This is a genomic window from Salmonella sp. SAL00653, assembly GCF_046552515.1.
Taxonomy (GTDB): Bacteria; Pseudomonadota; Gammaproteobacteria; order Enterobacterales; family Enterobacteriaceae; genus Salmonella; species Salmonella enterica.
The window spans coordinates 35081-52624 of the sequence record NZ_JBGDTY010000012.1; the positions used below are offsets into that span (position 1 = coordinate 35081).

Below are 17544 nucleotides of genomic sequence, written 5' to 3' on the forward strand. Positions count from 1 at the left end.
CCGAATCGTACACCCGAAACGTGTCGGGTAGAAAGGCAAAGACAAATATGGACCTGATCTACTTTATTATTGATTTTATTCTGCACATCGATGTGCATCTGGCGGAGCTGGTCGCGGAGTACGGCGTCTGGGTGTACGCTATTTTGTTTTTGATTCTGTTTTGTGAAACCGGCCTGGTCGTCACGCCGTTCCTGCCGGGCGACTCGCTGCTGTTTGTCGCCGGGGCGCTGGCTTCGCTGGAAACCAACGATCTCAATGTGCATGTCATGGTGGCGTTAATGCTGATCGCCGCAATTGTCGGCGATGCGGTAAATTACACGATTGGTCGACTGTTCGGCGAAAAACTGTTCAGTAATCCGAATTCGAAAATTTTCCGCCGCAGTTATCTGGATAAAACCCACCAGTTTTATGAAAAACACGGCGGTAAAACTATCATTCTCGCTCGCTTCGTGCCGATCGTCAGAACCTTTGCGCCGTTTGTGGCAGGGATGGGGCACATGTCCTATCGGCATTTTGCCGCTTATAACGTCATCGGCGCGCTGCTGTGGGTGCTGCTCTTTACCTACGCCGGTTATTTCTTCGGTACGATACCGTTGATTCAGGATAACCTTAAGCTGCTGATTGTGGGGATTATCGTGGTTTCGATATTACCTGGCGTCATTGAGATTGTCCGGCATAAGCGCGCTGCGTCGCGTGCCGCAAAATAGAAAGTAACTCAGCGGTTCGACCACTTTTTTATCCAAAGTTTCGGGCTGTTATGTTTTAATGTGCAACATTCATGGTCTGTTGGGGGCAAAAATGGCATTATGCGCCCCTTATAATAAAGCTGACTAAGGTTCAGGCAGAAAGGTCACCAATGAGCTGGATTGAACGAATTAAAAGCAACATTACTCCCACCCGCAAGGCTAGCATTCCTGAAGGGGTGTGGACCAAGTGTGATAGCTGCGGTCAGGTTTTATACCGCGCTGAGCTGGAACGTAATCTTGAGGTCTGTCCTAAGTGTGACCATCATATGCGCATGTCGGCGCGCAATCGCCTGCATAGCCTGTTAGATGAAGGTTCCCTTGTGGAGTTGGGTAGCGAGCTGGAGCCAAAAGACGTGCTCAAGTTCCGCGACTCCAAAAAATATAAAGACAGACTGGCGTCCGCGCAGAAAGAAACCGGCGAGAAAGACGCGCTGGTGGTCATGAAAGGGACGCTTCACGGTATGCCGGTTGTCGCCGCCGCGTTTGAATTCGCGTTCATGGGCGGCTCAATGGGGTCTGTCGTTGGCGCACGCTTCGTTCGCGCCGTTGAACAGGCGCTGGAAGATAACTGTCCGTTAGTGTGTTTCTCTGCTTCCGGCGGCGCGCGTATGCAAGAAGCGCTGATGTCGCTGATGCAGATGGCGAAAACCTCGGCGGCGCTGGCTAAAATGCAGGAACGTGGTCTGCCCTACATCTCGGTATTGACCGATCCGACAATGGGCGGCGTTTCCGCCAGTTTTGCGATGTTGGGCGATCTCAACATCGCCGAGCCAAAAGCCCTCATTGGCTTCGCTGGCCCGCGCGTTATCGAACAAACCGTTCGTGAGAAGCTCCCGCCGGGATTCCAGCGCAGTGAGTTCCTGATCGAAAAAGGCGCTATTGATATGATAGTTCGCCGCCCGGAAATGCGCCTGAAGCTGGCGAGCATTCTGGCGAAGCTGATGAATCTGCCCGCGCCGAACCCGGACGCCCCGCGTGAAGGCGTGGTGGTGCCTCCGGCGCCGGATCAGGAGTCTGAGGCCTGATAACTGAAAAGGGCAGGGCCGCAGGCTCTGCCCTTTTGCTTTTCACCGTAAAGAAGCAGCGGAATCAATGAAAAACAAATCTATACCTCAAGCTGCGTCGCCCCTGGCCTCGTGGCTTTCTTATCTGGAAAACCTGCACAGCAAGAGTATCGATTTAGGCCTTGAGCGCATAAGCCAGGTGGCAGCGCGTCTGGACATCCTCAAGCCTGCGCCGTTCGTTTTTACCGTGGCGGGAACCAACGGTAAAGGTACGACCTGTCGAACGCTGGAGTCGGTGTTAATCGCGGCGGGATACCGTGTGGGCGTCTATAGTTCGCCTCATCTGGTACGTTACACCGAGCGCGTGCGCGTGCAGGGGAAAGAATTAGCGGAATCCGCGCATACCGCGTCCTTTGCGGAAATAGAAGCGGCGCGCGGCGATATTTCATTGACCTATTTTGAATATGGTACGTTGTCGGCATTGTGGCTGTTTAAACAGGCTAACCTTGACGTGGTGATTCTGGAGGTCGGGTTGGGCGGCCGCCTGGACGCCACGAACATTGTGGATGCCGATGTAGCGGTAATTACCAGCATCGCGCTTGACCATACTGACTGGCTGGGGCCGGATCGCGAAAGTATCGGCCGCGAGAAGGCCGGGATTTTTCGCGCGGAAAAACCCGCTATCGTCGGCGAACCGGAAATGCCGACAACCATCGCGGATGTCGCGCAGGAGACCGGCGCGCTGTTGCGGCGTCGCGGCGTTGACTGGCGTTATGAGGTGACAGCGACCCACTGGGCGTTTACCGATGGTGACGGCACGCTTGCCGGACTGCCGTTGCCGCAGGTTCCTCAGCCGAATGCCGCCACCGCTCTGGCCGCGCTGCGCGCCAGCAGGTTGAACATTGACGAGCAGGCGATTCGCGACGGTATTGCGCAGGCTACCTTGCCGGGACGTTTTCAAATCGTGAGTGAGTCGCCGCGCGTTATCTTTGATGTCGCCCATAATCCCCACGCGGCGGAATACCTGACGGGTCGTCTGAAAATGTTGCCGAAACGCGGGCGCGTGCTTGCGGTGATTGGTATGCTGCATGATAAAGATATCGCCAGCACGTTAGCCTGGTTGAAAAGCGTGGTTGACGACTGGTATTGTGCTCCGTTAGAGGGGCCGCGCGGCGCGACGGCGGAACAACTTCTGGAACATCTGGGGAAAGGGAATGTCTATGATAGCGTCGCGCAGGCATGGCAGGCCGCTATCGACGCGGCGCAGCCAGAAGATACCGTGCTGGTGTGCGGATCATTCCACACCGTCGCACATGTTATGGAAGTGATAGACGCGGGGAGAATCGGTGGCGAGTAAGTTTCAGAATCGTTTAGTCGGCACGATTGTGTTAGTCGCGCTGGGGGTTATTGTGCTTCCCGGTTTGCTGGACGGACAGAAAAAGCATTATCAGGATGAATTTGCTGCGATTCCACTGGTACCGAAGCCTGGCGACCGTGATGAGCCGGATATGATGCCTGCCGCAACGCAGGCGCTGCCGACACAGCCGCCGGAAGGGGCGGCTGAAGAGGTGCGGGCGGGAGATGCGGCCGCGCCGTCGCTGGACCCGTCGCGCATGGCGTCTAACAATGTCGAGCTTGATCCGATACCGGTGGAGACGCCTAAACCGAAGCCGGTTGAAAAGCCGAAGCCGCAGCCTAAACCGCAACAGCCGGTTGTCGCCGCTTCCACGCCGACGCCCGCGCCGCAACCGGCTACCGACGATAAACCTGCGCCGACCGGCAAAGCCTATGTCGTACAGTTGGGTGCGCTGAAAAATGCGGATAAAGTCAACGAGATAGTCGGCAAGCTTCGTTCCGCCGGGTTCCGGGTTTATACTTCCCCCTCAACGCCGGTACAGGGTAAAATAACCCGTATTCTCGTCGGGCCGGATGCGTCGAAAGATAAGATGAAAGGATCGCTTGGCGAGCTCAAGCAGATTTCCGGGTTAAGCGGCGTGGTGATGGGATATAGCCCGAACTAAGGCGCGTTTTGCCCGACTGCGCAGCGTTAAGGCCTACGGTGTTCATCTGGTAATAGCCGAAGTTCTGTAGGCTGGATAAGGCGTTTACGCCGCCATCCGGCAGAAGGAATGAACCTGGTATCCTGCGCTTATCAGGCCGATGGCAGCTCTTCTGGTCGTGCCCGAAGAGATAAAAAGTGTGATGGCGTTGAATATTTTTTCAGCGCCATTTTTATTTACGCGTGGGAAGGAAATCCCTACGCAAACGTTTTCTTTTTCTGTTAGAATGCGCCCCGAACAGGACGACAGGGCGTAAAATCATGGGACATCTATGGTCTGGATTGATTACGCCATTATCGCGGTGATTGCTTTTTCCTGTCTGGTTAGCCTAATCCGCGGCTTTGTTCGTGAAGCGTTATCGCTGGTGACGTGGGGTTGTGCTTTCTTTGTCGCCAGTCACTACTACACTTACCTGTCTGTCTGGTTTACGGGCTTTGAAGACGAACTGGTTCGTAATGGGATTGCTATCGCGGTGCTGTTTATCGCGACGCTTATCGTCGGCGCTATCGTGAATTTTGTGATAGGTCAGCTAGTAGAAAAGACCGGCCTGTCGGGAACTGACCGGGTGTTGGGGATCTGTTTCGGCGCACTGCGAGGCGCGCTGATTGTCGCCGCCATTCTGTTCTTCCTTGATACCTTTACCGGCTTGTCGAAAAGCGAAGACTGGAGCAAATCGCAGCTCATCCCGCAGTTCAGCTTCATCATCAGATGGTTCTTTGACTATCTGCAAAGCTCGTCGAGTTTCTTGCCCAGGACGTAACAGGTTCTGAGATGTGGCTTAACGAGGAAAATGACGTATGTGCGGTATTGTCGGTATCGCCGGTGTTATGCCGGTCAACCAGTCGATTTATGACGCGTTAACAGTGCTCCAGCATCGTGGTCAGGATGCTGCCGGTATCATCACCATTGATGCGAATAACTGCTTCCGCTTGCGTAAGGCAAACGGGCTGGTGAACGATATTTTTGAAGCTTGCCACATGCAGCGTTTGCAGGGCAACATGGGGATAGGCCATGTGCGCTACCCTACCGCAGGCAGCTCCAGCGCTTCCGAAGCGCAACCTTTTTATGTTAACTCGCCGTATGGCATCACGTTGGCCCATAATGGCAACCTGACTAACGCGCACGAGCTACGTAAAAAGCTGTTTGAAGAAAAGCGCCGTCATATCAACACCACCTCCGATTCCGAAATCCTGCTCAATATTTTCGCCAGCGAGCTCGACAACTTCCGTCACTATCCGCTGGAAGCCGACAATATTTTTGCCGCGATTGCCGCGACTAACCGTCAAATCCGCGGCGCCTATGCCTGCGTGGCGATGATTATCGGCCACGGCATGGTGGCTTTTCGCGATCCGCACGGCATTCGCCCGTTAGTGCTGGGCAAGCGTGATGTTGGCGATGGTCGTACGGAGTATATGGTCGCTTCTGAAAGCGTGGCGCTGGATACGCTGGGCTTTGAATTCCTGCGCGATGTCGCGCCGGGCGAAGCTATCTATATTACCGAAAAGGGGCAACTGTTCACGCGCCAGTGCGCGGATAACCCGGTCAGTAACCCCTGTCTGTTTGAGTACGTTTATTTTGCTCGCCCGGACTCCTTTATCGACAAGATCTCCGTCTACAGCGCTCGTGTGAATATGGGCACCAAACTTGGCGAAAAAATCGCTCGTGAATGGGAAGATCTGGACATCGACGTCGTGATCCCTATCCCGGAAACCTCCTGCGATATCGCACTGGAAATTGCCCGTATTCTCGGCAAGCCGTACCGCCAGGGATTTGTCAAAAATCGTTACGTGGGACGTACCTTTATCATGCCGGGCCAACAGCTACGCCGTAAATCCGTGCGCCGTAAGCTCAATGCTAATCGCGCGGAATTCCGCGATAAGAACGTCCTGCTGGTGGATGATTCCATCGTGCGTGGCACCACATCAGAGCAGATCATCGAGATGGCCCGGGAAGCCGGCGCGAAGAAGGTTTATCTGGCGTCCGCCGCGCCGGAAATTCGTTTCCCTAACGTCTATGGCATTGATATGCCGACCGCCAATGAGCTGATCGCGCATGGTCGCGAGGTGGATGAGATTCGTCAGATCATCGGCGCAGACGGGCTTATCTTCCAGGATCTGAACGATCTGATCGAAGCCGTACGCGCGGAAAACCCGGATATCCAGCAGTTTGAATGTTCGGTATTTAACGGGGTATATGTCACCAAAGACGTAGACCAGCAATACCTCGACTTCTTGGATTCATTACGTAATGACGACGCCAAAGCGGTGCTGTTCCAGAACGAAATGGAAAACCTGGAAATGCATAACGAAGGCTAATGGCTTTGCCAGCGGCGCAATGCCGCTGGCCGATGTCAATTACGCACCACGCCGAAGCGAATAGCGTATTTTTGTACTTTGTACTGTAACGTGGTGCGCGATACGTTAAGGCTGCGGGCCGCGGCGGCAATATTCCCCTGATGCGTATCCAGCGCGGTTTCTATTAAATGCCTTTCGTAGTTAGCAACCCGTACCTCCAGCGACCCTTCATACTGCGGATCGGGTGACGAGGGAAGGGGATTTTCCGGCGCGGTTTCCGGTACGCCTAAATTTAACTCGTCCTGTTCAAAAATGATGTGTTTGAGCAGCCCGTCTTTTTCCTGCATGATCATGCTGCGTACAATCGCGTTTTCCAGCATCCTGACATTACCCGGCCAGGCGTGATTGAGCAGATCAGCACGCGCCGTCTCGCTTAATCCGTGAATGTCCTGCGGCACGTCATTACGGTATTTATCAATAAAATAATTCGCCAGTAAGGGAATATCTTCCGGGCGGGCGCGCAGCGGCGGTAACGTCAACATTCCGACGCTCAACCGATAAAAAAGATCTGCCCGCAGACGTTCTTGTTGAATTAATTTGACGGGCGCTTCGTTCATGGCGGCAACGATCCTGACATCAGAGTGGAGTTGCTGTTGTCCGCCGAGCCGCCAGAAGGTTTTATCCTGCAAGAATCGCAGCAGCTTACTTTGCATCTCTATCGGCATGGCGTTCAGCTCATCAAGAAAGAGCGTTCCCCCGTTTGCCAGTTCCAGATAGCCCTGGCTATTTTCCGCGCCGGTATAGGCGCCGCGCACGGTGCCGAAAAGCGTACTTTCGATAAGCGTAGGCGGTAGAGCGCCGCAGTTCAGGGCGATAAATGGCTTATTCGCCCGCTTGCTGCATTGATGTATCAGGCGGGAAAATAGCTCCTTACCCGTTCCCGTCTCCCCGACAATCGTCACCGGAATATTACTGGCGGCCAGCCGTTTGGCTTTGGCGATATTACTGAGCATTTCCGGATTTTCGGTAATAATGGCATGGTGCTTCTCATGGTGATCGGCATACAGCAGTTGGTTCAGTTCTACCACCTGCTCCTGGAGCCGCCTGACGCCGGACATATTCCTGCCGATTTCGATAACGCCGACCATGCCGCCATCGCTTGCATAGAGCGGCGCGGTGGTGTGCTGATAGTCAACGGCCTGGCCTCGCGCATTGTAATAAATTTGATAATGGCCAATGTATTCCACGCCTTTTTTTAACGATGAAAGCATCGTACTTTGGGTCTCTTTCATGCCCGGATAGACATCCAGCATATGTTTTCCCATTGCCCGTTCAATACTGTAGCCGTCCAGATCCGCGCTTTCCTGATTGTAGTAAACGTATTCACCACGCTCATTAATGACGGCCAACGGCTGATGAATCAAATCGAAAAAGCGGGAAAACATCCTGAGCGCCGAGGCCAGTTCCTGATTGGTGGATGCCATACATGCATTCCTCATATCTATTGTTCATGTTGCCATTATAAAAGTGACGAATTTTCGTCGTTGTGATGAATAACAAACTCAATGACGAAAATGAGAAACAGCTTATTTTTATAAGTAATTGATTATGATGATAAAAAATAGTGGCATGCCTTTTGCTTTATCCCTGTAAAGAATGCGGATTTTTACCATAAACATTAAGCAGAGGGCGTTATGACTGACTCGATTATGCAGAATTACAACCAGCTACGTGAGCAGGTAATCAACGGCGATCGCCGTTTCCAGCACAAAGACGGTCATTTGTGTTTTGAAGGGGTCGATCTGGACGCTCTGGCGCGCCAGTACCCCACGCCGTTCTATGTGTTTTCTGAGCCGGAGATTATTCGTAACATTCATGAAATCCAGCAGGCATTTGCGGCGCATAAAAATACCAAAACCTTCTTTGCGTCAAAAACCTGCTCGGTCATGGGGGTATTGAAAGCCATTCGTGACGCCGGAATTTGCGCGGAGGCAAACTCACAATATGAGGTTCGCAAGTGTCTGGAGATAGGCTTTCGCGGCGATCAGATCGTCTTCAACGGCGTGGTGAAAAAGCCTGCCGATCTGGAATATGCCATCGCTAACGATCTGTATCTTATTAATGTTGATAGCCTGTATGAGCTGGAACATATTGATGCCATCTCTCGCAAGCTGAAGAAAGTCGCCAATGTTTGCGTCCGCGTAGAGCCGAATGTTCCCTCGGCGACGCATGCGGAACTGGTTACCGCTTTCCATGCGAAGTCGGGTCTCGACCTGGAACAGGCTGAAGAAACCTGCCGCCGCATTCTGGCGATGCCTTATGTGCATTTGCGCGGCTTGCATATGCATGTGGGCGATCAGGTGCCGGAGTCAGAGCCTTTCGCAAAAGCGACTAAAGTGCTGGTGGATGAATCCCGTCGCCTGGAAGAGGTGCTCGGTATTAAATTTGATTTGATCAACGTGGGCGGCGGAATTCCGGTTCCCTATAAATATGACGACGAGAATGGCGACCCGTTAAAAGATAATATGTATGCCGGTATTACCGCCCAGAATTTTGCCGATGCGGTCATTCGCGAAGTGCATAAATGGCGTACCGATGTGGAAATATGTATTGAACCGGGACGTAAAGTGACCGGGTCGGCGGCGGTTTTACTGACGGAAGTCTCCTGCGAAAAACGTAAAACAAATTACGATCTTAACGGCAATGTGGAATGCCACGTTGAATGGAAATTTGTCGACGCTGGTTACAGCGTACTCTCTGACAGCCAGCATTTTGACTGGTTCTTTTATGTCTATAACGCCTCTCGCATGACGGCAGCGCACGACGCCTGGGTAAAATTAGCCGGGCCGCTGTGTGATGGCGGAGATTATTTCCACATGGGGGTGAAAGGCGAAGAGTTTTTACTGCCGAAGGAGACTCATGTTGGCGATATTGTCGCGTTTCTTGATGCCGGGGCATACGCCATTGAAAGTCAAACCGTTTATAACAACCGTCCGCGCACGGGCGTGGTGATGATCGATAAAAATGGTGAGACGCGTCTGATTCGTCGGGAAGACAGTTACGAAGATATGGTCAAGTACGACATTTATTAATACTGTTTTGGGCTTCAGTTTCATGCTGAAGCCCGTCGTCAGATGATAAGAAGAGGGCAGTGATGCCTGAATGCATAACAGGAGATGGCCATGAGTAACACGAATTCTGGCTTACTTGGCATCAAAGACATTGTCTTTATGAATGTCATCGCTATTCTGAGTTTGCGGCAAATCCCTAACGTGGCGCCTTACGGGGCATCGGCCATGTTGTTATGGGTGATCGCCGCATTCTGCTTGTTTTTTCCTTTAGCGATGGTATGCGGCGAGCTGTCAACCGGCTGGCCGAAAGATGGCGGGATATTTGTCTGGATTAAAGAGGCATTTGGTAAACGTATTGCATGGATTGTCGTGGTTTGTTTTCTCTTTTCCTGCGTACTGTTTTTCCCATTAATGCTGCAATTCGGCTTTACCGCGTTGGGCTATATGATCGGCGGCGGCCTGGCGGAAAATAAAGCATTTATCGGTATTGGTTCCGCGGTAATTTTCTGGCTATTAACGCTGATGAATATCCGCGGGATGGAATGGACAAAAATTATCAATAGCATCAGCGCTTGGTGCGGCGTATTTATTCCCTCCGCCATCCTCATTTTACTGGCGGTGGTATGGCTATGTACCGGACACCAGATGCAGACGGACTACACTACAGCGAAAAACTGGATTCCGGATCTCGGACACTGGGATACGATCGTTTTCTTATCCAGCATGATGTTTGCCTTTGCCGGACTGGAGGTCGCCCCGATGATTGCCGGGCGTACCCGTAATCCACAGCGTGATTTTCCGCGAGCGATGGCCGTCTCCGCCGCCGTTATCGTTGGGATCTATATGGTCGGCACCTGGGCGCTAAACACGCTTTTACCCGCAGGGAAAACCGACATCGTGGCAGGCGTCATGCAGGCTATGCATGCTGCTGCGGACACGCTGCATATGCCGTGGTTAATTCCTGTTATGGCCATCTGTATGTTTTTTGGCGCTCTCGGGCAAATTAACTCCTGGCTGGTGGGGCCGATTTATATGCTCCAGGAAGCCTCGCGTGAAGATAATCTGCTGGGGGACCGAATCGGCAAATTACATCCGGTGTGGAAAACGCCCGCCTTTGCCTTGACTGTACAGGCGATTATTGTCACGGTCCTGTGTTTTTCGACTTTTATTTCGCCAAGCGTTGCGGCGGCTTACTGGATGTTAACGGCGCTAACGACCATCACCTATTTTATTCCTTACCTGGTGATGTTCCCGGCGTTCTGGCGTTTACGTAAGACTCAGCCGGATACGCCAAGAAGTTTTAAAATTCCGGGCAAGGTTTTACCGGCTATTTTACCCGCGCTGGGCTTTCTTTCTATCGCCTTTGCCGTTGCGCTGTTATTTATTCCGCCTTCTCAAATTGATATGGGCGGATATTTCCAGTACGCCGGGAAAATTATTGGCGGAGCCGTGCTGGCGGTTGTCGTCGCGGAGTACATTTACCATCGGGCGCAGAAACGTAATGCCCGTTTAAGCATGGCGGGAGGAAAATAAAATGTATATGCCAGTTCTGGAAATAAATCTACGCAAGCTGGAAGAAAACGCCCGCACGGAAAAAGCTCTGCTGGCAAGTAGCGGTATTGACGTGATGGCTGTCAATAAAGTTTTTGACGGCTGCGTGGAAACCGCGCAGGCGGTGTTCAACGGCGGAATTACCGTTATCGCTGAATCACGAACCTATAATTTGAAAAAAATACGCGAGACAGGATGTACGACCTGCCTGTTACGCAGCCCGTGTCTGAGTGAAATCGAAGATGTGGTGCGCTACGCGGATATTAGTTTAAATAGCGAGCCGGTGGTATTACGGGCATTATCGCAAGAAGCCCAACGCCAGGGGAAAACGCATCAGGTATTACTGATGGTGGATATGGGCGATTTACGCGAGGGTATCTGGTTTGGTGAATATCAACGCATTCTTGAGACCGTGACTCTGATTACTGGTCTGCCCGGTCTGGAATTATATGGACTGGGCACCAACTTTAATTGTTACGGCACCGTGTTGCCAACGGTAAAAAATGGCGAGGATTTTCTGGCGCTGGCCGCCCGGCTGGAAGCCGACAGCGGTATTCCTGTCCGGCGGCTTTCTGCGGGAAACTGCACCAGCTATCACCTGCTGGATAAAGGTATCTGGCCGCAGGGGCTGAATCATCTGCGCATCGGCGGCCTGCATGAATTCGGCATTGAATATGTGGACATGAAATACCTGAATGAATTTCACCACTCCGCAAAACCGGTCGATAAAGCCTGTTCCGATATGTATATCCTGGAAGCGGAAATCATCGAACTGAACAGTAAACCGACCGTCCCGGTCGGGGAGCTGGGCGTCGATGCCTTTTTGCAAAGTAAAACCTTTGTCGATCGTGGCATACGCCGACGCGCATTGCTGGCGTTTGGTCACCAGGATGTGCCGTCGGATAACTGTGTGCCATGTGACGACGCTATCACTATCTTAGGACAAACCAGCGATCATACGCTGGTGGATATTGAAGATTGTCGTCAGTCGCTAAAAGTAGGCGATGTGGTTCGCTTTGAGCTGGATTATACGGGCCTGTTAATGGCCTGCCAGACCAAAGGCGTCGCCTGGAGGTTTACGCGTTAACGCATAACCGCCGCGGCTATGTCGCGGCGGCATCTTTGACCTCACGAAAGACAGGGAGTAACGATGGATACCCTGCAACAATCACCGCCAGTAGAGCCCGAAGGCGGTCTGCGGCGTAACCTGAAGAGGCGGCACCTGCTGATGATGTCGCTGGGCGGCACGATTGGCACCGGCTTATTTATCGGCATTGCCGAACCGTTAAGCAGCGTCGGGCCGGCGGGAACCTTACTGGCCTATCTGTTTGCCGGAACCATTATGCTGGCGACGATGATGTGCCTTGGCGAATTATCATGCGCCTTTCCTCACTCCGGTTCATTTCAACATTACGCGCTGATGTTTATGCCGTCACCTTGCTGGAGCTATACCATTGGCTGGCTTTACTGGTTTAGCTGGGTCTTTTCCCTGGCGGCCGACCTCACTGCCGCAGGGTTTATTGCTCACCAGTTTTTCCCCGCGGTTCCGGTATATATGTTCTGCCTGGCGATTCTGCTCATCCTGACGGCCATCAATCTCACCTCCGCAAAAAGTTTTGGCGAATGCGAATACTGGCTTTCGGCCATTAAGGTTTTCGCGATCGTGCTGTTTATTTGCGCAGGCGGGGTTATGATCTACTCGCTAATGGGCCATAGTGACTGGCACCCGACGTTAAAAACAGACGGAATGTGGTTTCCCCACGGTTGGGAGCAAATTGTGGTCTGTATGACGATCGTGATTTACTCCTTCCAGGGGGTGGAACTGGTCGGAAATGCGGCAGGGGAGACCGAATCGCCGCACATTATTTTACCGAAGGTGATCCTGGGGATCGGTCTCAGAATCATTTTGTTTTACGGCCTGGCGATTGCGGTGCTGGCGCTGGTCTATCCGCATGAACTGACGCCAAATGGACAAAGTCCCTTTGTATGGGTATTCTCCCACGCGGGCATTCCGGGGGCGGATACGCTGATGACGCTGGTAATCTTTTCCGCCGCGGTTTCTGCCGCTAACTCGGCCATTTACGCCAGTTCGCGTATGCTGTGGTCTATGGCGGGCGATCGCTTTGCGCCAGCCTGCTTTGGTAAAACGAACGGCGGCGGCGTGCCGGTGTATGCTATTTTAATCACGGCCTTGCTGGCGTTGGTGTCGTTGCTGACCCGCTATATTCCCGCACAGCAATTTTATTTATATCTGATCGCCAGTACCGGGCAGGTGGGTTGCCTGGCATGGATAACCATCGGATGGTGCCAGTATCGTTTCCGACAATCGGTGCGTAATGGAACGTACGCCAGCGATTTGCTACGCTATCGATCGCCGCTTTTCCCCTGGACGGCCCGATTTGTCATTATCACCAATTTTGCCATTATGGTCGGCACCTGGTTTAGTGAGCAAGGGGTAGTGATAATGTTGGTTGAGCTGGCTTTTATGATAGGGATTCTTTTGTCATGGTATCTCTTCAGACCCACTTTGAGCCGATTACGTAACACAGTGGGATGAACGGCGCTCGTAAACGGTAAGAGAACATGAAACGACTCATTGTAGGAATTAGCGGCGCCAGCGGAGCGATTTATGGCGTGCGCTTATTACAAATTTTGCGCGATGTCGATAGCGTGGAAACGCATCTGGTGATGAGCCAGGCGGCCCGGCAAACGCTGGCGCTGGAGACCCATTTTTCGCTGCGCGAGGTGCAGGCGCTGGCCGATGTGACGCACGATGCGCGCGACATTGCCGCCAGCATTTCCTCGGGCTCTTACCCGACGGCGGGAATGGTTATCTTGCCCTGTTCGATTAAAACGCTGTCGGGGATTGTCCACAGTTATACTGACGGACTGCTTACCCGCGCGGCGGATGTGATATTAAAAGAGCGGCGACCTCTGGTGCTGTGTGTGCGCGAAACGCCGCTGCATATCGGGCATTTGCGTTTAATGACCCAGGCCGCTGAGATAGGCGCGGTGATTATGCCGCCGGTTCCGGCTTTTTATCATCTTCCTCAGACGTTAGATGATGTTATAAATCAAACGGTTAACCGAGTGCTGGATCAGTTTGATATCCCCCTTCCGCACGATCTTTTTGTTCGCTGGCAGGGCGCATAGCGTTGTCTGTTTAGCGTGCATTATTGTCCCTGTTGCCCTGTTTCAGGGCAATTTTGTAACCGCGATCATATCCTCAACATTTAATTCGTTAAAAGCCGCCGAAACGCTGCGGTTCAACCGTCATACCTGCTATCTTCAACATCAGGACAATATTGCAACGTTTTATTAACAAATTTAACGTCGAATCGTTTTGCTGACGTGAAAATGGCATAAGACCTGCATGAAAAAGTCTGCAAACACACAACACCACGTAAAACATAAGAAAATGACGCCACTTGAGGGGTATGTATGAAGAAGACCGTTCTCGCTTTGTCTTTGCTGATAGGTCTGGGCGCGACGGCGGCCAGTTACGCCGCGCTCCCGCAAACGGTTCGTATTGGAACAGATACCACCTACGCGCCTTTCTCATCAAAAGATGCCAAAGGCGAGTTTATTGGCTTTGATATCGATCTCGGTAATGAAATGTGTAAGCGTATGCAGGTGAAATGTACCTGGGTCGCCAGCGACTTTGATGCGCTTATTCCCTCACTAAAAGCGAAAAAAATTGATGCCATTATTTCATCGCTCTCTATCACCGATAAACGCCAGCAAGAAATCGCGTTTTCCGACAAACTTTACGCGGCGGATTCACGCCTGATTGCGGCAAAAGGGTCTCCCATTCAGCCGACGCTGGAATCGCTGAAAGGCAAGCATGTCGGCGTGCTGCAAGGGTCCACGCAAGAGGCTTACGCCAATGATAACTGGCGCACTAAAGGTGTGGATGTGGTGGCTTATGCCAACCAGGATCTTATCTATTCCGATTTAACCGCCGGTCGCCTGGATGCTGCATTGCAGGATGAAGTCGCCGCCAGCGAAGGTTTCCTGAAGCAGCCAGCGGGCAAGGAGTATGCGTTTGCCGGTCCTTCCGTGAAGGATAAAAAATATTTTGGCGACGGGACGGGGATTGGGCTGCGTAAAGACGATACCGAGCTAAAAGCCGCGTTTGATAAAGCGCTGACCGAACTGCGCCAGGACGGAACTTACGACAAAATGGCCAAAAAGTACTTCGATTTTAATGTCTACGGCGATTGAGGGAAGGGGATAACGTGCCGCGCTGGGGAACTATCACGGTGCAAAATAGATGTTTTGCACCTTTTGGGTGCATAAGCCGTTGCGGAACAGGCGCATAAATGCATACTTAATCGATTTTTATGCAAAATAAACCGGCTGACAAGGTAGAATGCTTTGCCTTGTCGGCCTGATTAATGGCACGATAGTCGCATCGGATCTGTAAAGATCTCCTGGAAAGACAGTCTGTTGAGGATAGTTATGAAAAAACTGGCGTTATCCCTTTCTCTGGTGCTGGCATTTTCCAGCTCTACCTCAGCATTTGCCGCTATTCCACAAAAGATTCGTATCGGTACCGATCCTACATACGCACCGTTTGAATCCAAAAATGCACAAGGTGAATTGGTCGGCTTTGATATCGATCTGGCCAAAGAGCTGTGCAAACGTATCAACACACAGTGTACGTTCGTGGAAAACCCGCTGGATGCGCTGATTCCGTCTTTAAAAGCGAAGAAAATTGATGCCATCATGTCCTCGCTGTCCATCACTGAAAAGCGCCAGCAGGAAATCGCGTTTACCGACAAGCTTTACGCCGCTGATTCCCGTCTGGTGGTGGCGAAGAACTCTGATATTCAGCCGACCGTCGCGTCGCTGAAAGGCAAGCGCGTCGGCGTGCTACAGGGGACGACGCAGGAGACCTTCGGCAATGAGCACTGGGCGCCGAAAGGGATTGAGATCGTCTCTTACCAGGGGCAGGACAACATTTATTCCGACCTGACGGCTGGCCGTATTGATGCGGCGTTCCAGGACGAGGTCGCGGCCAGCGAAGGTTTCCTTAAACAGCCCGTCGGAAAAGACTATAAATTCGGCGGCCCGGCGGTGAAAGATGAGAAGTTATTCGGCGTAGGAACCGGTATGGGGCTGCGCAAAGAGGATAACGAGCTGCGCGAAGCGCTGAACAAAGCCTTTGCTGAAATGCGTGCTGACGGTACTTACGAAAAGCTGGCGAAAAAGTACTTTGATTTTGATGTTTATGGCGGTTAATCACCGTCGGTGCAGATAAAGCCCAAAGAATGTTGACTGTCTGCATTGCCTGAGGGCGCTGTGCGTGTCAGGCCTACGGGGAGCATCGTAGGCCGGGCAAGGCACAGCCGCCATCCGGCGTGATGTGAGGCAAAAATGCAAAAGAGGCTTCTTACTTCACCACACACAACAGGACAGGCTGCATGTTGTACGGGTTTTCAGGCGTAATTTTACAGGGCGCGATCGTCACGCTGGAACTGGCGCTCAGTTCCGTGGTGCTGGCCGTGCTTATCGGTCTTGTCGGCGCGGGGGCGAAGCTTTCGCAAAACCGGGTAACGGGGCTTATTTTTGAAGGATACACCACCCTGATTCGCGGGGTGCCGGATCTGGTCTTAATGCTGCTGATATTTTACGGATTGCAAATCGCGCTTAACGTGGTGACCGATTCGCTGGGTATCGACCAGATAGATATTGATCCGATGGTGGCCGGTATTATCACCCTTGGTTTCATCTACGGCGCCTATTTTACCGAAACCTTTCGCGGCGCGTTTATGGCGGTGCCGAAAGGCCATATCGAGGCGGCGACGGCTTTTGGTTTTACCCACGGGCAAACCTTCCGGCGGATTATGTTCCCGGCGATGATGCGTTACGCCCTGCCGGGGATCGGCAATAACTGGCAGGTGATACTCAAAGCGACGGCGCTGGTGTCGCTGCTGGGCCTGGAAGATGTCGTCAAAGCCACGCAGCTTGCCGGTAAAAGCACCTGGGAGCCTTTCTATTTTGCCGTGGTCTGTGGACTTATCTACCTGGTATTTACCACCGTTTCCAATGGTGTGCTGCTCTTACTTGAGCGTCGCTATTCCGTGGGCGTGAAGAGGGCCGATTTGTGATTGAGATCATTCAGGAGTACTGGAAATCCCTGCTGTGGACGGATGGCTATCGTTTTACCGGCGTGGCGATTACGCTGTGGTTGTTAATTTCATCGGTGGTGATGGGCGGTCTTCTGGCGGTGATTCTGGCGGTAGGCCGCGTTTCCAGTAATAAATTCATCCGTTTTCCCATCTGGCTGTTTACGTATATTTTTCGCGGCACGCCGCTGTACGTACAGCTACTGGTGTTCTATTCGGGGATGTATACGCTGGAGATAGTCAAAGGCACCGATCTTCTTAACGCGTTTTTCCGCAGCGGACTGAACTGTACCGTACTGGCGCTGACGCTGAATACCTGCGCGTACACCACGGAAATTTTCGCGGGGGCGATTCGTTCGGTACCGCACGGTGAAATTGAAGCGGCACGGGCCTATGGCTTCTCGTCATTTAAAATGTATCGCTGCATTATTTTGCCGTCGGCATTACGCATCGCCTTGCCTGCCTACAGCAACGAAGTGATTTTAATGCTGTACTCTACGGCGCTGGCGTTTACCGCGACGGTGCCGGATTTGTTGAAAATCGCCCGCGATATTAACTCAGCGACTTACCAGCCGTTTACCGCGTTTGGCATTGCCGCCGTGTTGTATTTACTCATTTCGTATGTCCTGATAAGCCTGTTCCGTCGGGCGGAAAGACGCTGGTTGCAGCACGTGTCCTCTAAATAAT

16 protein-coding genes are annotated in these 17544 nt (G+C 52.4%); 15 read left to right on the forward strand and 1 reads right to left on the reverse strand.

From position 1 onward, the window contains the following. Nucleotides 1-47 precede the first annotated feature (47 nt). The 6 genes from ACLJRU_RS14675 (at nt 48) to purF (ending at nt 6125) form a co-directional block, all read left to right on the forward strand. Complete coding sequence (locus tag ACLJRU_RS14675; protein WP_000364318.1) at nt 48-707, forward strand: DedA family protein; 660 nt, start codon at nt 48-50, stop codon at nt 705-707. 149 nt (nt 708-856) lie between these two features. After that, nucleotides 857-1771, forward strand: a complete 915-nt coding sequence (gene accD, locus ACLJRU_RS14680; RefSeq protein WP_000118383.1) for an acetyl-CoA carboxylase, carboxyltransferase subunit beta — start codon at nt 857-859, stop codon at nt 1769-1771. 67 nt (nt 1772-1838) lie between these two features. Further along, nucleotides 1839-3107, forward strand: a complete 1269-nt coding sequence (gene folC / locus ACLJRU_RS14685) for a bifunctional tetrahydrofolate synthase/dihydrofolate synthase (RefSeq protein ID WP_001540535.1) — start codon at nt 1839-1841, stop codon at nt 3105-3107. Beyond that, nucleotides 3097-3771: a cell division protein DedD gene (gene dedD, locus ACLJRU_RS14690; protein WP_000157036.1), complete on the forward strand. Its 675-nt coding sequence runs from the start codon at nt 3097-3099 to the stop codon at nt 3769-3771. The genes folC and dedD overlap by 11 nt, the downstream gene beginning before the upstream one ends. Nucleotides 3772-4081: 310 nt before the next feature. After that, entirely contained in the window at nt 4082-4570 is a 489-nt protein-coding gene (cvpA, locus tag ACLJRU_RS14695; protein ID WP_000262102.1) for a colicin V production protein, read from the forward strand. A gap of 37 nt (nt 4571-4607) precedes the next feature. Further along, nucleotides 4608-6125, forward strand: a complete 1518-nt coding sequence (purF, locus tag ACLJRU_RS14700; RefSeq protein ID WP_023235104.1) for an amidophosphoribosyltransferase — start codon at nt 4608-4610, stop codon at nt 6123-6125. 35 nt (nt 6126-6160) lie between these two features. Here purF and ACLJRU_RS14705 read toward each other — a convergent pair whose 3' ends face one another. Further along, nucleotides 6161-7588 (reverse strand): sigma-54 interaction domain-containing protein, encoded by a 1428-nt coding sequence (locus tag ACLJRU_RS14705; protein ID WP_000168925.1) that lies wholly within the window; start codon nt 7586-7588, stop codon nt 6161-6163. Between the two features lie 210 nt (nt 7589-7798). Between ACLJRU_RS14705 and ACLJRU_RS14710 the strand changes: the two genes are divergently transcribed. The 9 genes from ACLJRU_RS14710 to hisM all read left to right on the forward strand — a co-directional run bounded on the left by ACLJRU_RS14710 (nt 7799) and on the right by hisM (nt 17543). Next, nucleotides 7799-9196 (forward strand): diaminopimelate decarboxylase family protein, encoded by a 1398-nt coding sequence (locus ACLJRU_RS14710; protein ID WP_001540532.1) that lies wholly within the window; start codon nt 7799-7801, stop codon nt 9194-9196. A 90-nt stretch (nt 9197-9286) separates the two neighbouring features. After that, on the forward strand, nt 9287-10708 hold the full coding sequence (locus tag ACLJRU_RS14715) for an APC family permease (RefSeq protein WP_000072512.1): 1422 nt from the start codon (nt 9287-9289) through the stop codon (nt 10706-10708). A 1-nt stretch (nt 10709) separates the two neighbouring features. Beyond that, nucleotides 10710-11813, forward strand: a complete 1104-nt coding sequence (locus tag ACLJRU_RS14720) for an alanine/ornithine racemase family PLP-dependent enzyme (protein WP_001540529.1) — start codon at nt 10710-10712, stop codon at nt 11811-11813. A gap of 63 nt (nt 11814-11876) precedes the next feature. Beyond that, complete coding sequence (locus ACLJRU_RS14725) at nt 11877-13283, forward strand: amino acid permease (RefSeq protein ID WP_023235103.1); 1407 nt, start codon at nt 11877-11879, stop codon at nt 13281-13283. Between the two features lie 26 nt (nt 13284-13309). Next, the gene (locus ACLJRU_RS14730) at nt 13310-13879 is read left to right on the forward strand and encodes a UbiX family flavin prenyltransferase (RefSeq protein WP_000825682.1); all 570 of its coding nucleotides are present in this window, start codon (nt 13310-13312) and stop codon (nt 13877-13879) included. A gap of 288 nt (nt 13880-14167) precedes the next feature. Beyond that, complete coding sequence (argT, locus tag ACLJRU_RS14735) at nt 14168-14950, forward strand: lysine/arginine/ornithine ABC transporter substrate-binding protein ArgT (protein WP_000754421.1); 783 nt, start codon at nt 14168-14170, stop codon at nt 14948-14950. Nucleotides 14951-15187: 237 nt separating this feature from the next. Next, complete coding sequence (gene hisJ / locus ACLJRU_RS14740) at nt 15188-15970, forward strand: histidine ABC transporter substrate-binding protein HisJ (protein ID WP_001540524.1); 783 nt, start codon at nt 15188-15190, stop codon at nt 15968-15970. Between the two features lie 182 nt (nt 15971-16152). Continuing rightward, entirely contained in the window at nt 16153-16839 is a 687-nt protein-coding gene (locus tag ACLJRU_RS14745) for a histidine ABC transporter permease HisQ (protein WP_000965498.1), read from the forward strand. After that, a complete protein-coding gene (gene hisM / locus ACLJRU_RS14750; RefSeq protein ID WP_023235102.1) occupies nt 16836-17543 on the forward strand; it encodes a histidine ABC transporter permease HisM in 708 nt (235 codons plus the stop codon). Before ACLJRU_RS14745 ends, hisM begins: the two co-directional genes overlap by 4 nt. Nucleotide 17544 lies beyond the last annotated feature (1 nt).

What these genes read in the sequence shown, in the direction of transcription:
- hisJ (WP_001540524.1), top strand. Translation starts at nt 15,188, where the DNA reads ATGAAAAAACTGGCGTTATCCCTTTCTCTGGTGCTGGCATTTTCCAGC.
- argT (WP_000754421.1), top strand. Translation starts at nt 14,168, where the DNA reads ATGAAGAAGACCGTTCTCGCTTTGTCTTTGCTGATAGGTCTGGGCGCG.
- cvpA (WP_000262102.1), top strand. Translation starts at nt 4,082, where the DNA reads ATGGTCTGGATTGATTACGCCATTATCGCGGTGATTGCTTTTTCCTGT.
- ACLJRU_RS14725 (WP_023235103.1), top strand. Translation starts at nt 11,877, where the DNA reads ATGGATACCCTGCAACAATCACCGCCAGTAGAGCCCGAAGGCGGTCTG.
- folC (WP_001540535.1), top strand. Translation starts at nt 1,839, where the DNA reads ATGAAAAACAAATCTATACCTCAAGCTGCGTCGCCCCTGGCCTCGTGG.
- ACLJRU_RS14715 (WP_000072512.1), top strand. Translation starts at nt 9,287, where the DNA reads ATGAGTAACACGAATTCTGGCTTACTTGGCATCAAAGACATTGTCTTT.
- ACLJRU_RS14705 (WP_000168925.1), bottom strand. Translation starts at nt 7,588, where the DNA reads ATGGCATCCACCAATCAGGAACTGGCCTCGGCGCTCAGGATGTTTTCC.
- ACLJRU_RS14710 (WP_001540532.1), top strand. Translation starts at nt 7,799, where the DNA reads ATGACTGACTCGATTATGCAGAATTACAACCAGCTACGTGAGCAGGTA.
- ACLJRU_RS14730 (WP_000825682.1), top strand. Translation starts at nt 13,310, where the DNA reads ATGAAACGACTCATTGTAGGAATTAGCGGCGCCAGCGGAGCGATTTAT.
- ACLJRU_RS14745 (WP_000965498.1), top strand. Translation starts at nt 16,153, where the DNA reads ATGTTGTACGGGTTTTCAGGCGTAATTTTACAGGGCGCGATCGTCACG.
- ACLJRU_RS14720 (WP_001540529.1), top strand. Translation starts at nt 10,710, where the DNA reads ATGTATATGCCAGTTCTGGAAATAAATCTACGCAAGCTGGAAGAAAAC.
- accD (WP_000118383.1), top strand. Translation starts at nt 857, where the DNA reads ATGAGCTGGATTGAACGAATTAAAAGCAACATTACTCCCACCCGCAAG.
- purF (WP_023235104.1), top strand. Translation starts at nt 4,608, where the DNA reads ATGTGCGGTATTGTCGGTATCGCCGGTGTTATGCCGGTCAACCAGTCG.
- ACLJRU_RS14675 (WP_000364318.1), top strand. Translation starts at nt 48, where the DNA reads ATGGACCTGATCTACTTTATTATTGATTTTATTCTGCACATCGATGTG.